Origin of the sequence: Methylobacterium endophyticum (assembly GCF_050591105.1) — a bacterium.
In the GTDB taxonomy this organism is placed as follows: Bacteria; Pseudomonadota; Alphaproteobacteria; order Rhizobiales; family Beijerinckiaceae; genus Methylobacterium.
On sequence record NZ_JBNHES010000016.1, the window covers coordinates 18,319 to 32,782 of the forward strand.

Here is a 14,464-nt window from a genome sequence, read left to right on the forward strand (position 1 = left end):
CCGCTTCGCGGGCCACCCTCCCCCGCAAAGGGGGGAGGGCGAATGCCCGTCTTTGAGCCCGATGGCTTCACGCCATGCTGAGCCTCAGCTTTACCCCCCTCGTGCCGTGGCCGGTGATGGCGGCCTTCGCGGCCGTCGCCGCCCTGTTCTGCGGGCTGGCCTTCGTCGCGCGTGGACGCGTCGCGGCCCTGCGCGCTCTGGCATTGGCGCTCGTCCTGGCGGCGCTGGCCAACCCCTCCCTGGTGCGCGAGGACCGCGAGCCGGTGAAGGACGTCGCGGCAATCGTCGTGGACCGCTCCGGCTCGCAGTCCCTCGGCGACCGGCCGGCGATGACGGATCAGGTCCGCGCCGAGCTGCAACGCCGCTTCGGCGCGCTCACCAATATCGAGCCGCGCTTCATCGACGTGCCCGATTCCCGAGAGGGCGACGACGGCACCAAGCTGTTCACGGCGCTCGGCCAGGCGCTCGCCGACGTGCCTCCCGAGCGGCTGGCCGGCGTGGTGATGCTGACGGACGGCGTCGTCCACGACATCCCGGCCTCGGCCGCCGCGTTCGGCCTCAAGGCGCCGCTCCACGTCCTGGTGACGGGCAGGCCGGACGAGCGCGACCGCCAGATCAGGCTCATCGAGGCGCCGCGCTTCGGCATCGTCGGGCGCGACCTCACCATCCGCGCGGAGGTGATGGAGCGCGGCGGGACCGGCAGCGCCACGGTGACGGTGCGCCGCGACGGCACCGAGATCGAGCGCCGCAGCGTCCCCACCGACCGGCCCTTCGCGCTCACCACGCGGATCGAGCATGGCGGCCCGAACGTCGTCGAGATCGAGGTGGAGCCGCTGCCGGGGGAGCTCACCACGGTCAACAACCGCGCCGTGCTGCCCATCGAGGGCATCCGCGAGAAACTGCGCGTGCTGCTCGTCTCCGGCGAGCCGCACCAGGGCGAGCGCACCTGGCGCAACCTGCTGAAGTCGGACGCGAATGTAGACCTCGTGCATTTCACCATCCTGCGGCCGCCGGAGAAGCAGGACGGCACGCCGATCTCCGAGCTCTCGCTGATCGCCTTCCCGACGCGCGAGCTGTTCGTCCAGAAGATCAAGGACTTCGATCTCATCATCTTCGACCGCTACGCCAACCAGAGTGTGCTGCCCTCGGCCTATTTCGAGAACATCACCCGCTATGTGCGCGAGGGCGGCGCGCTGCTGGTGGCGGCCGGGCCGGAATTCGCTTCGGCCGCGAGCCTCGCCCGCACGCGGCTCGCGGCGATCCTGCCGGGCGATCCGAGCGGACGGGTGGTCGAGCGGCCCTACAAGGCCGCGCTGACGCCCACCGGCAACCGCCATCCGGTGACGCGCGCGCTGCCGGGCTCCGAATCGACCCCGCCGGCCTGGGGCGACTGGCTCAGGATCGTCGCCTCGCAGACGCGCGCGGGCCTGCAACCGATCCTCTCCGGCGCCGACAACCAGCCGCTGCTGACCCTCTCGCGCGAGGAGAAGGGCCGCGTCGCGCTGCTCCTCTCCGACCATGCCTGGCTGTGGGCGCGGGGATATCAGGAGGGCGGCCCGCATCTCGACCTGCTGCGCCGGCTCGCGCATTGGCTGATGAAGGAGCCCGCCCTCGAGGAGGAGGCCCTGCGCGCCCAGACCACCGGGAAGGGCCGCGAGGTGCGGGTCGAGCGCCAGACCATGGCCGACACCGCCGAGCCGGTCACGGTGACGGGCCCGACCGGCAAGCAGCGCCCGCTGGCCCTGACCCAATCGGAGCCCGGCCTGTTCACCGCGACCTTCGAGGCGGAGGAGCTCGGGCTCCACACCCTGCGCTCGGGCAGCCTCACGGCGTTCGTCAGCGTCGGCCCGGCCAACCCGCGCGAGCTCGCCGACGTCTTCAGCGACACCGAGCGCCTGCGCGCCGTGGCGGAGGGCACCGGCGGGTCGGTCCGGCGGGTGGCGGAGGCCGGCGGCGGCATCGGCGTCCCCCGGCTGCAATCGGTGCGCGGCGGACGCCTCAGCGGCGGCGACTGGATCGGCTTCCGGCCGAGCGACAGCGCCAATATCCGCGGCGTCGAGGTCTATCCGCTGGCGCTCGGCCTCGCCGCGCTGGCGCTGATCGCGGGCGCGGTGCTGGCCATGTGGCTGGTGGAAGGGCGGCGCGGACGCGCGGCCTGAGCCGGCCTCGTCAAGGCGATCCGCCCGCGACGATGCCGCCCACGGCCTGCGCGGCGCCGTCAGTGAGTTCGAGCCAGAGGAAACGGGCCGGGTCGACGGGCCCCGGCAGCGTCAGCCGTCCCGGAGGCACCGGCACGAACCCGAAGCGGCCGTAATAGGGCCTGTCCCCCACGAGGATGACGAGCCCGTGTCCGGCGTTCCGGGCCGCGTCGAGGCTCGTGCGCATGAGGGCCGAGCCGATGCCCCTGCGCTCGAAGCTCGGATCGACGGTGAGCGGCCCGAGCGCCAGCAGGGCCCTGCCGCCGGCCTGCGCAGGGCCGATCCGCACCGATCCGGCGAGGAAGGTGCCGACGCGGGCGACGAAGCTGAGATCGGGCAGAGGCTCGGCCCCCTCGCGCAGGCGGAACGCGGTGCGGGCGAAGCGGCCCGGCCCGAAGGCGCGGGCATGAAGCCGCTCGACGGCCGGCCCGTCCTCGGGATGCTCGGGCCGGATGACGAGGGGGAGGGCAGGTCGGGTGGTGTCCGGCTGCGGAGGCGTAACAGCGGGCATCGGCCCCCCTCAGGTCGCGCGCGCGGAAAAATCGATGCGCGGGTCGATCCAGACATAGATGAGATCGGAGAGCAGGTTCACGGCGAGCCCGATCAGAGAGAAGATGTACAGCGTCGCAAACACCACCGGGTAGTCGCGCCCGACGATGGACTGGAACGAGAGCAGCCCGAGCCCGTCCAGGCTGAAGATCGTCTCGATCAGGAGCGAGCCTGTGAAGAAGGCCGAGATGAAGGCGCCGGGGAAGCCCGCCACCACGATCAGCATGGCGTTGCGGAAGACGTGCCCGTAGAGCACGCTGCGCTCGGACAGGCCCTTCATGCGGGCGGTCATGACGTATTGCTTGCGGATCTCGTCGAGGAACGAGTTCTTGGTCAGCAGCGTCGAGGTGGCGAAGGCGCCCATCACCAGGGCGGTGAGCGGCAGCACCATGTGCCAAGCGTAGTCCGTCACCTTGTGCCAGGTGGAGAACCCGTCCCAGCCCTCGCTGACGAGGCCGCGCAGCGGGAAGAGCTGGAAGAACGACCCGCCCGCGAACAGGATGATGAGCATCAGCGCGAACAGGAAACCCGGAATCGCGTAGCCGATGATGACCACGAACGAGGTCCAGAGGTCGAAGCGCGAGCCGTCCTTCACCGCCTTGCGGATGCCGAGTGGGATCGAGATCGCGTAGGAGAGCAGCGTCATCCACAGGCCCAGCGAGATCGACACGGGCAGGCGCTCGCGGATCAGCTGGATCACGCTGACATCGCGAAAATAGCTGCGGCCGAAATCGAAGCGGGCGTAGTCCCAGAGCATCTTGGCGAAGCGCTCGGGGGCGGGCTTGTCGAAGCCGAACTGCTGCTCCAGCTTGGCGATGAATTGCGGGCTCAGGCCCTGCGCCCCCCGGTAGCGCGCATTCGCCTCGCCGCCGCCGGACCGCGAGGCGGCGGCCCCCGCGCCGAGATCGCCCGCGCCCCCCGTCACCCGCGACATCGTGCCGTCGCCCTGGCCCTGGAGCTGGGCCAGCACCCGCTCCACCGGGCCGCCGGGCGCGAACTGCACGATGGTGAAGGTGATGAGCATGATCCCGAGGAGGGTCGGGATCATCAGGGCGACGCGGCGGAGGATGTAGGCGAGCATCGCGACCCTCAGTTCCGGCCGATCTTGCGCGCCTTCGCGGCGTCGTGCCACCACACCGCCGGCACGCCGAGGCCGTATCGCGGGCCCGTCTCCGGGCGCCCGTAGATGTCCCAGGTCGCGAGCCTGTGGCTCCCGGAATACCACATCGGCACCCAGTAGCGCCCGGCCCGCAGCACCCGGTCCAGAGCCCGGCAGGCGGTGATGAGATCGGCACGGGAGGTCGCCGCGCCGACCTTCGCGAGCAGCGCGTCGACGGCCGGATTCGCGATGCCGGACAGGTTGTTGGAGCCGGACATGGAGGCGGAGCGCGAGCCGTAGGTCTGGCTCATCTCGGGACCGGGGGTGACGCCGCTCGAATAGCGCCGCGAGCTCAGGTCGAAGTCGAAATCCTTGAGGCGGGACTGGTATTGCGACGGGTCGACGGTGCGCGTCGTCGCCGCGATCCCGACGAGCGCCAGGTTGCGGATGAAGGCCTGGGTGTGCGGCTCCAGCGCCGGGTTCACGTCGAGGAACTCGATCGCCAGCGGCTTGCCGCCGGGCAGCTTCATGACGCTGCCCTCGCGGGTGCAGCCGGCCTCCTTCAGCAGCGTCACCGCGCGCGACAGCAGCGCCCGGTCGCGCCCCGAGCCGTCCGAGACCGGGGGCGTCCATGCCTCGCCGAAAACCTCCGCCGGGAGCGTGTCGCGCAGGGGTTCGAGCAGCGCCAGCTCCTCGGCCGAGGGCCTGCCGGTGGCCTTCAGCTCGGAGTTCTCGAAGAACGAGGCCGTGCGCGTATAGGCGCCGAACATGATGTTGGCGTTGGTCCACTCGAAATCGAAGCACAGGCCGATGGCCTCCCGCACGCGGGGATCGCGGAACGCCTCGCGGCGGGTGTTGATCCACCACCCCTGCGTGCCCGAGGGCGTCGCGTCGGGAATCGTGACCCGCACCACCCGGCCCTCGTTCACCGCCGGAAAGTCGTATCCCGTGGCCCAGACGCGGGCGGTGAACTCCTCCCGGAAGGTGAAGGCGCCGCTCTTGAACGCCTCGAACGCCACCTGCCGGTCGCGAAAGTATTCGTAGCGGACGGTCTCGAAATTGTTCTGGCCGATGGCGACGGGCAGCTCGGCGGCCCAGTAGTCGGGCACGCGCTCGAGCTCGATGAAGCGTCCGACATCCATCCGCCCGACCCGGTAGGGGCCGGAGCCGAGAGGCGGTTCGAGAGTCGAAGCCTCGAAGTCGCGGCCCTTCCAATAGGCGGCCGAGAAGATCGGCAGTTGCGCCACCGTCAGCGGCAGGTCGCGGCTGCGCCCCTGCGCGAAGGTGACGACCAGGGTCTCGTCGTCCTCCGCCACCGCCGAGACCATGTCGCGGATCACCTCCGAGATCTCGGGATGGCCCTTCTCCTTGAGCAGCGCGAAGGTGAAGGCCGCGTCCCGCGCGGTGAGCTTGGTGCCGTCGTGGAAACGGGCCTGCGGGCGCAGGCGGAAGGTGTAGACGAGACCGCCCGGCGCCGCCTCAACCTCGCGGGCGACGAGGCCGTAGAGCGCGTCCGGCTCGTCGAGCGCCCGCACCATCAGGCTGTCATAGGTTAGCTCCATGCCCGCCGCGCCGTCGCCGCGCAGGACGTAGACGTTGAGCGTGTTGAAGGTGTCGGCGGACTGGTTGCCGAAGGTCGAGGCGATCTGCGCCGAGAAGCGTCCGCTCCTTGGCGCCATGGGGTTCACGTAATCGAAATGCGGGAAACCGGCGGGGTATTTCAGCTCGCCGAAGCTCGACAGCCCGTGCGCGCCCTTCGTTCCTTGAGCGAGGGCATTGCGGCTCGCCAGCGCCGCGGCGGCTCCGATCAGCACGCATCGGCGCGTCGGACAAAAACTCAACGGGGCGCCCCGGTCTTGGCGGCCAGTGTCTGATCGTACCACCACGTCGTCGGGAAGCCCGACGAGCCGTAGGCCGGCAGCACCGCCGGATGCGCGAAGCGGTTCCAGCGGATCGTGCGCGCCGCGTTCGCGGCCCATTGCGGCAGGACGTAGTTGTGGGCGAGCAGCACCCTGTCGAGGGCGTGGGTCGCGGCGACCAGCGTCGGCCGGTCCTTGGCGAAGATCACCTTGTCGACGAGCGCGTCGATGCCGGCATCCTTGATCCCGGCGATGTTGCGCGAGCCCGGCCGGTCGGCCGCCGCCGAGCCCCAGAACTCGCGCTGCTCGTTGCCGGGCGAGAGCGATTCCGGCCAGCTTCCCGTGGTGATGTCGAAATCGAAGGATCGCAGCCGGTTCTGGTACTGCGCCGAATCGATCACCCGCAGCGTGCTGTCGATGCCGATGAGCCGGAGTTGCGCGGCAAACGGCAGGATCACCCGCTCGAAGCTGTTCTGGAACTCCAGGAACTCGACGGTGAGCGGCGTGCCGGTCTTGGCCTCGACCATCTTGCCGCCGCGCAGCTCGTAGCCGGCCTCCTTGAGGAGCCTCACCGCCTCGCGGAGATTCGCGCGCACGGCATCGGGCGTGTCGTTGACGGGGTTCCTGTAGGGCGTTGTGAAGACGGACGCCGGGACCTTGTCCTTGACGCTCTCCAGGATCGCCTTCTCCTCGCCCTCGGGCAGGCCCGAGGAGGCAAGCTCGGAGCCGAAATAATAGGAGTCGATGCGCTTGTAGAGGCCGTAGAACAGCGCCTTGTTCATCTCCTCGAAGTTCATGGCGAGGTTGAAGGCGCGGCGCACGCGCTCGTCCTTGAACATGGCCTTGCGCTGGTTGAACACGAAGGCCTGCATGATGCCGTTGCCGCGGTCCGGGAACTGCTCCTTGACGAGGCGGCCCTCCTTGACGGCCGGGAAGTCGTCATAGGCCGTCGCCCATTGCCGGGCGATGTTCTCCTGGCGGAAATCGTAGAGGTCGCCCTTGAGCGCCTCCACGAGCACGGTGGCGTCGCGGAAATACTCGTAGCGCACGGTATCGAAATTGTTCTGGCCGCGCTTCACCGGCAGGTCGCGGCCCCAGTAGTCGGGCACGCGCTCGTAGGTGGCGCTGCGCCCGGCATCGAACTTCGCCAGCCTGTAGGGCCCCGAGCCGAGGGGCACCTCCAGCGTCGTCTCGGCGATGTTGCGGGAGCGTCCCTCGACGTCCTTGCCCGTCCACCAGTGCTTGGGCAGCACCCGGAGCTGGCCGATCACCTGGGGGAGTTCGCGGTTGCCGGCCTCTGAGAAGGTGAAGGTCACGTCCCGCTCGCCCGTGACCTCGGCCTTGGTCACGTTCTGGTAGTACATGGAATAGGCGGGGCTGTTCTCCTTCTCGACGGTGAAGGACCAGACCACGTCCTCGGGCGTGACCGGCTTGCCGTCGTGCCAGCGCGCCCCGGCGCGCAGGCGGTAGCTGACGGAGGAGAGATCGGGCGCGAGCCGCACGGACTCCGCCAGCAACCCGTAGGAGGTGAACGGCTCGTCCAGCGATTCGACCATCAGGGTGTCGTAGATCGAGCCGATCCCACCCTCGATGTCGCCCTTCAGGCCCGCCACCACGAGGTTGAAATTGTCGAAGCCGCCCTGCGCCGCGAGCCGCACGGTGCCGCCCTTGGGGGCTGCCGGGTCGGCATAGTCGAAATGGGAGAAGTCCGGGCCGTATTTCGGCTCGCCCATCAGGGTCAGCGCGTGGCGCCACCCTTCGGGAGCGGAGGCGGCGGGGGGAGATGCCGGTTCGGGTGCCGACAGCGCCGGGGACGCGAGGAGGGCGACGGCGAGCGCCGCGGCGGCGAGGCGTCCGAGCACGGAATGGGCTGGCACGGTCGGCATTCTCCCCTGCGCCGCCTGGGCGGCTCGGGCGCCGTTCTAGGATGCCGGGCCCGCCGACGCAAAGCCGGCGCATCCGCGCAGCTTCCCGACGCACCGGCCCTCGCAGCGGCCTCCGAACCGGCCCATGAAAAAGGCCGGCCTCGCGGGCCCGGCCTTCGATGTCGCGCGACGCGATCCGTTCGGCGATCAGTGCTTGGCCGGAGCCGGCTTGCCGGCGTCCTTGGGAGCAGCCTCCTTGGGGGCCGCATCCTTGGGAGCCTCGGCCGGCTTGTCGGCGGCCGGCAGCGGCTTGGGGCTGTCCGAGAGCGAGCGCAGATAGGCGATGACGTTGGCGCGCTCGGCGGGCGAGGCGATGCCGGCGAAGGCCATCTTGGTGCCCTTCACGAACGCCTTCGGGCTTTCGAGGAAATGGTCGAGGTCCTCGTAGCTCCAGGAGCCGCCCTTCTCCTTCATGCCGGCGGAGTAGTCGAAGCCCTCGTGGCCGCCCTTCTTGCGCTCGACGACGTCGTAGAGATCCGGGCCGACCTTGTTGGGGCCGCCCTTCTCGAAGCTGTGGCAGGCCTGGCACGCCTTGGTGCCGGACTGGCCCTTGGCCGCATCGGCGCTCGCGAGACGCACGGCGATGGGCTCCACGGCCTTGGCCTCGCCGCCGCCGGCAGGCTTCGATTCCGCCTCGCCCTCGGGGAGCGCGTAGCCCGCGTTGCCGGCCGGCTTGCCGTGATAGATCAGCTCGGCCACGAACCCGGAGCCGAACACCAGCAGAAGCGCCCCGAAAACCGCACCGGCGACCTTGTTGACCTCGAAAGAGTCCATTCCCGACAGCTCCGGCGCGCCGTCCGGGAGCTGCCCGGCGGCGCCAAGACGTTGACCCCCGGCACCGCGCGCGCCGGACATTGGAAGACTTCGAGGGTGCTTAGCCGTTCCGGGCCGATCTTGACAATGCCGACGCGCGCGTTCGCGGGGTCGCAGAGGCGAAGGTCCACCGCCCTCGTCATGACAAGGCGGTCCGGCGCTGGTAATCACCCGGCCTTCCGAGGGCCCCGGCTTCTTCGGGGAGCCGAGCCCGAGGACCGCAGACCCTCAGGCACGACCGAGCGAGACCACGCCTCCGCCATGTCCGATCCCCTCGTTCTCATCCCGGCCCGGCTCGCCGCCACGCGCCTGCCGAACAAGCCGCTCGCCGACATCGCCGGCGAGCCGATGATCCTGCATGTCTGGCGCCGGGCCATCGAGGCGGGAATCGGTCCCGTGGTGGTCGCCACCGACGCGCCCGCCATCATCGACGTGATCGAGGCGGCGGGCGGCGTCGCGGTGCTGACCCGTGCGGATCACCCCTCCGGCTCCGACCGGCTGGCCGAGGCGCTCGCGATCATCGACCCGGAAGGCCAGCACGACGTGATCGTCAACGTGCAGGGCGACCTGCCGACCATCGATCCGGCCGTGATCGGCGCGGCAATCGCGCCGCTCGCCGACCGTACAGTCGACATCGCCACGCTCTGCGCGCGGATCACGCGCCCCGAGGAGGCGTCGGACCCGAACGTGGTGAAGCTCGTCGGCGTCGCCAGCGGTCAGATGGCGAGCTACCCACGCCTGCGGGCGCTGTATTTCACCCGCGCGCAGGCGCCCTGGGGCGAGGGGCCGCTCTATCACCATATCGGCCTCTACGCGTATCGGCGCACGGCGCTGCGCCGGTTCATGGCGCTTCCCCCCGGCGAGCTCGAAACTCGCGAGAAGCTGGAGCAGCTGCGCGCGCTGGAAGCCGGGATGCGCATCGACGCCCTCGTCGTCGCCGATCTGCCGCTCGGCGTCGATACCCCCGCCGATCTCGAACGCGCCCGCGCCCTCGTGGCCGCGCGGCGCCTCAACTGACCACCGCCCCGGACCCCTTCCGATGACGAACCGCACCATCTCCTATCAGGGCGAGCCCGGCGCCAACTCGCACATCATGTGCTCGCAGGCCTATCCCGACTGGACGCCGCTGCCCTGCGCCACCTTCGAGGACGCCTTCGCCGCCGTGGCCGAGGGCAGGGCGGGGCTCGCGATGATCCCCATCGAGAACTCCATCGCCGGCCGCGTCGCCGACATCCACCACCTGATCCCGACCTCGCCGCTGCACATCGTGGCCGAGCACTTCCTGCCGATCCATTTCCAGCTGATGGCGCTGCCGGGCGCGCCCGCCGCGGGGCTGCGCACGCTCCACAGCCACATCCACGCGCTCGGCCAGTGCCGCCGCATCATCCGGCGGCTCGGGGTGCGGGCGGTGGTGGCCGGCGACACCGCAGGCGCCGCCCGCGAGGTGGCCGAGGCCGGCGATCCGACGCGTGGGGCGCTCGCCCCGGCGCTCGCGGCCGAGGTCTACGGCCTCGACATCCTCGAACGCGACGTCGAGGACGAGGCCCACAACACCACCCGCTTCGTCGTGTTCTCGCCCGCGCCGATCCCGACGACGGAGGGGGAGGGCCCCTGGGTGACGAGCTTCGTCTTCCGGGTCCGCAACATCCCGGCGGCGCTCTACAAGGCGCTCGGCGGCTTCGCCACTAACGGCGTCAACATGTCGAAGCTCGAGAGCTACATGGTCGAGGGCCAGTTCACCGCGACCCAGTTCTACGCCGAGGTCGACGGGCACCCGGCCGACCCGCGCCTGGTGCGGGCGCTGGACGAGCTGTCCTACTTCTCGCGCGAATTGAAGATCATCGGCACCTATCCGGCCCATCCCTTCCGGGAGATCACCCGTCTCGCGGCGGAATGAGGTCTGTCCAGGAAAACCCGGTTCTCCGTCCGGACAGACGACAAGGAAAAGGCGCTATTCCCGCCGGATCACCCGGTCCACGAGGAAGTCGGAGAAGAAGCCCGGCCGGAAGTCGCGCTTGAGCGCCTCGGGGTCGTAGACGGTCTCGACCCAGGTGAGGAAGTCGAGGCCCTTCGCCTCGCCCTCGCTCAGGTAGCGCGCGAAGAAGGCGTCGAGGATGCCGGTCTTGGCGAAGCGGAAATGGCCGTAGCGCGGCGAGAGCTGGCGCGCGGCCTCCGCCACCGGGCGGCCTTCGTGCAGGATCAGGTAGAGGGCCGCCGCGAGCCCGGCGCGGTCCGCGCCCGACTTGCAGTGCATCACCGCCGGGTACTCGATGCCGGCGAAGAAATCCCGCGCCGACAGGATCGACTCCTTGGAGGGCGCCTCGCGGGAACGCAGCACGAACTCGACGAGCCTCAACCCGTGGCGCTCGCAGGCCTCGCGCTGGAGGGGCCAGGAGCCGTGCTCGCGCCCGCCGCGTAGCGAGACCACGGTGCGAACGCCCTCGCGCCGGAAGCGGGCGAGGTCCATCGGGCTCGGCTGGGCCGAGCGCCACAGCGCCCCGGTCCCGACCCTGTGGCGGTTGAGATAGGCGAGGCGGAACACGCCGTGATCCACCAGCAGCATGTTCGCCCAGGCGCCGATCCGCGCGGCGGGGCCGGCGATGGGCTGCTCGAACCGGGCGATGCGCGCCATGCGCCGCGCGTACCGGATCTCGGGCTTGCGGAAGCGGTTGAACACGCGTGGGGAACCGGGAACCTTGCGGGAGAGAACCCGCCGGCTCTACCAGCCGGCCCCCGCGCGGGCAATTCGGCGGCTTCGGCGCGGAGATTGCGTCGGTCCCGGATGTCGCCTTGTCTTCGCCCGCATCGGCATCGAACCTCGCTGCCGCGTCGCGGGTTTCCGACCGGCGACGGACGCGCGCAGGCGCATTGCGGAGGAGGTTGTCGGCCCATGACCACGCGCAGCACCACGAGCATCCGCCGAGCCCGCGCCGAGAATGCCGGACGGCTCTCCGAGGTGTTCGACGCGTCCTGGCGGGAAGCCTATCGCGGGATCATCCCCGGCGTCGCCCTGGAGCGCCTGATCTCCCAGCGCGACGGCGAATGGTGGCGCCGGGCGCTCAAGCGCGGACGCCCCATCGCGGTGGTCGAGACCGGGGGCGAGGTGGTCGGCTATGCCGCCTATGGCCGCGCCCGCAGCGGCACGCTCCGCTGCGAGGGCGAGATCGACGAGATCTACCTCCTCCCCGAGTACCAGGGCCTCGGCCTCGGCGGCCGCCTGTTCCGGGCCGTGCGCAACGACCTCGCGGATCACGGGCTCTCGCGCATCGGCGTCTGGTCCCTGGAGGACAACGAGCGGGCGGGGGGCTTCTATGCCGGCCTCGGCGGCGTTCCGGGCCCGCGCACCCTCGACCGGGTCGCCGGCGTGCCGCTCGCGAAGGTCGGCTTCGTCTTCGGCTGAACGGCGCACACGGGCAACGAATGTCGCAATTCGTCGCGGCCGCGCGCCGGCCGCGATTTCCTTCGCCCGGAAAGGACATTAAGAGGCGCGGGCGAACGGGGCCGGAGCCGCCCCGCTGTCCGGGAGTTCGACACATGCGCATCGACGCCATCTCGATCGGCAAGAATCCGCCGCACGACGTCAACGTCGTCATCGAGGTGCCGCTCGGCGGCGAGCCGATCAAGTACGAGATGGACAAGGAGTCCGGCGCCCTCGTCGTCGACCGCTTCCTCTACACCTCGATGGTCTATCCGGGGAATTACGGCTTCATCCCGCACACCCTCTCGGGCGACGGCGACCCCTGCGACGTGCTCGTCGCCAACACCCGCGCCATCGCGCCCGGCGCGGTCATGAGCGTGCGGCCGGTCGGCGTGCTGGTGATGGAGGATAATGCCGGCGAGGACGAGAAGATCATCGCCGTCCCCTCGCGCAACCTGACCATGCGCTACGACCGGATCGAAAACTACACCGACCTGCCGGACATCACGCTCAGCCAGATCCAGCACTTCTTCGAGCATTACAAGGATCTCGAGCCCGGCAAGTGGGTCAAGGTCGTGCGCTGGGGCGACAAGCTCGAAGCCCACCGGCTGATCCTCGAAGGCATCGAGCGCGCCAAGACCAAGGGCTGACACCGAGGGCCGACGGACGCGGCACCGGCCGGGTCGCGAAAAGCGAACGCCGGCCCTGTGCTCCGCGCGATGCAGGCCTAACTCCCGGTGTCAGGCCGATCCGTCCGCGCTGCTTGCGCCAGCCAGCGCGGGCCGGACAGGCCATGGCGGCGGGAGTGTGCGATGACGCGGGTTCTGCTGATCGGCTACGATCCGGACGCGGTCGACTTCTCGGACCCGGCGCTTCCGCCGGGAATGGACGCGGGGAAGATCGCGGCCGGCATCGAGCGCGGCCTGAAGGCGATGCGCGATCGGGGCTGGAGGCCGAGTTCTGCTCGATCCGCCCCGACGACGCGGCCGGCCCCACGGTAGCGCGGTGGCTGGGGGCCTCCTCCTACGACTGCGTCGTGATCGGCGGCGGGGTCCGTCTGTCGAGCATCGCCGTGGCGGTCTTCGAGACGGTGGTCGACGCGATCCGCAAGGCCGCCCCCGAGACGCCGATCGCGTTCAACACGCGCCCCGACGATACCGCCGAGGCTGCCCTGCGCCGTCTCCCGGCGGGCTGACGACCGCTAGATCGGCTCCCCGCGCAGCAGCCTCGGCAGGCCGCCGCGCCTTGCGGCCGCCTCCCCGATGAACAGCCGCTTGAGTCCGGGCATCCGGTCGACCAAGCCGAGACCGAGGTCGCGCACGAGACGCACGGGCAGGATGTCGTTCGAGAACAGCCGGTTGAGGCCGTCCGTCGCCGCCGCCATCGCCACGGTGTCGAAGCGGCGGCTGCGCTCGTAGGCCGCCAGAACGTCCTCCGAGCCCGGATCGAGGCCGAGGCGGAGGGCGTCCGTCACGGCCTCCGCCAGGGCGGCCGCCCCGGCCAGCCCGAGATTCAGGCCCTGTCCGGCGAGCGGATGGATGACATGGGCCGCGTCTCCCAGGAGCGCCAACCGCTCCGAGCGGAAGCGGCGCGCGATCCCGAAGGCGAGGGGATGGGCGCTCGGGCCGTCCTCCAGCACCAGGCGCCCGAGGCTCGGGGTGAAGCGGCGCTCGATCTCGGCCAGGGTCTCGCGCGCGCTGCCGCCGAGGAGGGCCGGGATATCGGCCTTGCGCTCCGTCCAGACGATGGACGAGCGGTGGCCGAGCACGCCGCCATCGGGCAGGGGCAGGATCGCGAAGGGGCCGCTCGGCAGGAAATGCTCCATCGCCCGGCCGCCATGGGGGCGGGCGTGGCCGATGGTCGCGACGATGCCGCTCTGCGGATAGGACCAGCCGACGAACCCGATCCCCGCCGCCTCGCGCAGCCGCGAGCGCGCGCCGTCCGCCGCCACGACGAGGGAGACCCGCAGCTCCCGGCCGTCGGACAGGACGGCGGCGATGCCGGTCCCGCTCGGCTTCGCCGACACGACGCCTGCCCGGACGAGAGCGACGCCCTCCGTCCGGCAGGCCGCCAGCAGCGCCTCGGTCAGCGGCGCCGCCTCGACCATGTGGGCGAAGGTCCCCTCGGAAGCGTCCGCGTCCGGCTCGGCGAAGGTCAGGAAGACCGGGCGCACCGGATCGGCGACCCGGCTGTCGCTGACCACCATCTCGGTGATCGGCTCCGCCGCGTGGAGGATGCGCTCCCAGATACCGAGCCGCTCGAGCATCAGGCGGCCGCCGGCGGCGACGGCATAGGCGCGGCCGCGCTGGCGGGCGGCGCCTTCGGCCAGTCCCGGATCGCAGACCGTCACGGCCAGGGCCGCCCCGCAGGCCCCTTTGAGCGCCAGGGCGAGGACGAGGCCGGCGATGCCCGCCCCGGCGACGACGACGTGACGGGTGCCGCTGCGCGCCGCCGATCCGGATGCCGTCATCTCGCCTGTTCCATCCTTCGCCCGGTTCCGGTGTGGCATCCTCTCGCCGGGCGCACAACGCGGGGCGGGTGCGGCGCTGGCGCCGGGCGGCCGAACTGATCTATCTCCCCCGCATCCGAAGGCGAGGGGGCTC

The 14,464-nt window shown here is 70.8% G+C and carries 14 protein-coding genes; 7 read left to right on the forward strand and 7 right to left on the reverse strand.

Translation table 11 applies throughout. The features are described from left to right. Positions 1–74 precede the first annotated feature (74 nt). Positions 75–2,159 carry a hypothetical protein gene (locus ACP56T_RS16835; protein WP_430913297.1) on the forward strand — a complete coding sequence of 695 codons (2,085 nt, stop codon included), beginning with the start codon at positions 75–77 and terminating at the stop codon, positions 2,157–2,159. A 10-nt stretch (positions 2,160–2,169) separates the two neighbouring features. Here the strand turns inward: ACP56T_RS16835 and ACP56T_RS16840 are convergent, their stop codons facing one another. The 5 genes from ACP56T_RS16840 to ACP56T_RS16860 all read right to left on the reverse strand — a co-directional run bounded on the left by ACP56T_RS16840 (position 2,170) and on the right by ACP56T_RS16860 (position 8,404). Continuing rightward, on the reverse strand, positions 2,170–2,709 hold the full coding sequence (locus ACP56T_RS16840; protein WP_430913298.1) for a GNAT family N-acetyltransferase: 540 nt from the start codon (positions 2,707–2,709) through the stop codon (positions 2,170–2,172). Between the two features lie 9 nt (positions 2,710–2,718). After that, entirely contained in the window at positions 2,719–3,828 is a 1,110-nt protein-coding gene (locus ACP56T_RS16845) for a microcin C ABC transporter permease YejB (RefSeq protein ID WP_430913299.1), read from the reverse strand. An 8-nt stretch (positions 3,829–3,836) separates the two neighbouring features. Then, positions 3,837–5,687 (reverse strand): extracellular solute-binding protein, encoded by a 1,851-nt coding sequence (locus ACP56T_RS16850; RefSeq protein WP_430913300.1) that lies wholly within the window; start codon positions 5,685–5,687, stop codon positions 3,837–3,839. Beyond that, the gene (locus ACP56T_RS16855) at positions 5,684–7,591 is read right to left on the reverse strand and encodes an extracellular solute-binding protein (RefSeq protein WP_430913301.1); all 1,908 of its coding nucleotides are present in this window, start codon (positions 7,589–7,591) and stop codon (positions 5,684–5,686) included. The genes ACP56T_RS16850 and ACP56T_RS16855 overlap by 4 nt, the downstream gene beginning before the upstream one ends. A 186-nt stretch (positions 7,592–7,777) precedes the next feature. After that, entirely contained in the window at positions 7,778–8,404 is a 627-nt protein-coding gene (locus tag ACP56T_RS16860) for a c-type cytochrome (protein WP_430913302.1), read from the reverse strand. A 300-nt stretch (positions 8,405–8,704) separates the two neighbouring features. Here ACP56T_RS16860 and ACP56T_RS16865 point away from each other — a divergent pair, with 300 nt between their 5' ends. Both ACP56T_RS16865 and ACP56T_RS16870 read left to right on the forward strand, forming a co-directional pair. Continuing rightward, on the forward strand, positions 8,705–9,460 hold the full coding sequence (locus tag ACP56T_RS16865) for a 3-deoxy-manno-octulosonate cytidylyltransferase (RefSeq protein WP_430913304.1): 756 nt from the start codon (positions 8,705–8,707) through the stop codon (positions 9,458–9,460). Between the two features lie 22 nt (positions 9,461–9,482). After that, positions 9,483–10,340, forward strand: a complete 858-nt coding sequence (locus ACP56T_RS16870) for a prephenate dehydratase (protein ID WP_430913305.1) — start codon at positions 9,483–9,485, stop codon at positions 10,338–10,340. Between the two features lie 54 nt (positions 10,341–10,394). Here the strand turns inward: ACP56T_RS16870 and ACP56T_RS16875 are convergent, their stop codons facing one another. Beyond that, the gene (locus ACP56T_RS16875) at positions 10,395–11,120 is read right to left on the reverse strand and encodes a tyrosine-protein phosphatase (RefSeq protein WP_430913306.1); all 726 of its coding nucleotides are present in this window, start codon (positions 11,118–11,120) and stop codon (positions 10,395–10,397) included. A 213-nt stretch (positions 11,121–11,333) separates the two neighbouring features. Between ACP56T_RS16875 and ACP56T_RS16880 the strand changes: the two genes are divergently transcribed. From ACP56T_RS16880 to ACP56T_RS16895, 4 genes are all read left to right on the forward strand, one after another. Beyond that, on the forward strand, positions 11,334–11,843 hold the full coding sequence (locus tag ACP56T_RS16880; protein WP_430913307.1) for a GNAT family N-acetyltransferase: 510 nt from the start codon (positions 11,334–11,336) through the stop codon (positions 11,841–11,843). A 134-nt stretch (positions 11,844–11,977) separates the two neighbouring features. Next, on the forward strand, positions 11,978–12,511 hold the full coding sequence (gene ppa / locus ACP56T_RS16885) for an inorganic diphosphatase (RefSeq protein WP_430913308.1): 534 nt from the start codon (positions 11,978–11,980) through the stop codon (positions 12,509–12,511). 162 nt (positions 12,512–12,673) lie between these two features. Further along, positions 12,674–12,862, forward strand: coding sequence for a hypothetical protein (locus tag ACP56T_RS16890; RefSeq protein ID WP_430913309.1), 189 nt, complete (start codon positions 12,674–12,676; stop codon positions 12,860–12,862). 35 nt (positions 12,863–12,897) lie between these two features. Beyond that, positions 12,898–13,056, forward strand: a complete 159-nt coding sequence (locus ACP56T_RS16895) for a hypothetical protein (RefSeq protein WP_430913310.1) — start codon at positions 12,898–12,900, stop codon at positions 13,054–13,056. A gap of 6 nt (positions 13,057–13,062) precedes the next feature. On the opposite strand, the gene ACP56T_RS16900 is transcribed toward ACP56T_RS16895, so the two are convergent. Beyond that, the gene (locus ACP56T_RS16900) at positions 13,063–14,331 is read right to left on the reverse strand and encodes an FAD-dependent monooxygenase (RefSeq protein WP_430913311.1); all 1,269 of its coding nucleotides are present in this window, start codon (positions 14,329–14,331) and stop codon (positions 13,063–13,065) included. Positions 14,332–14,464: the final 133 nt, after the last annotated feature.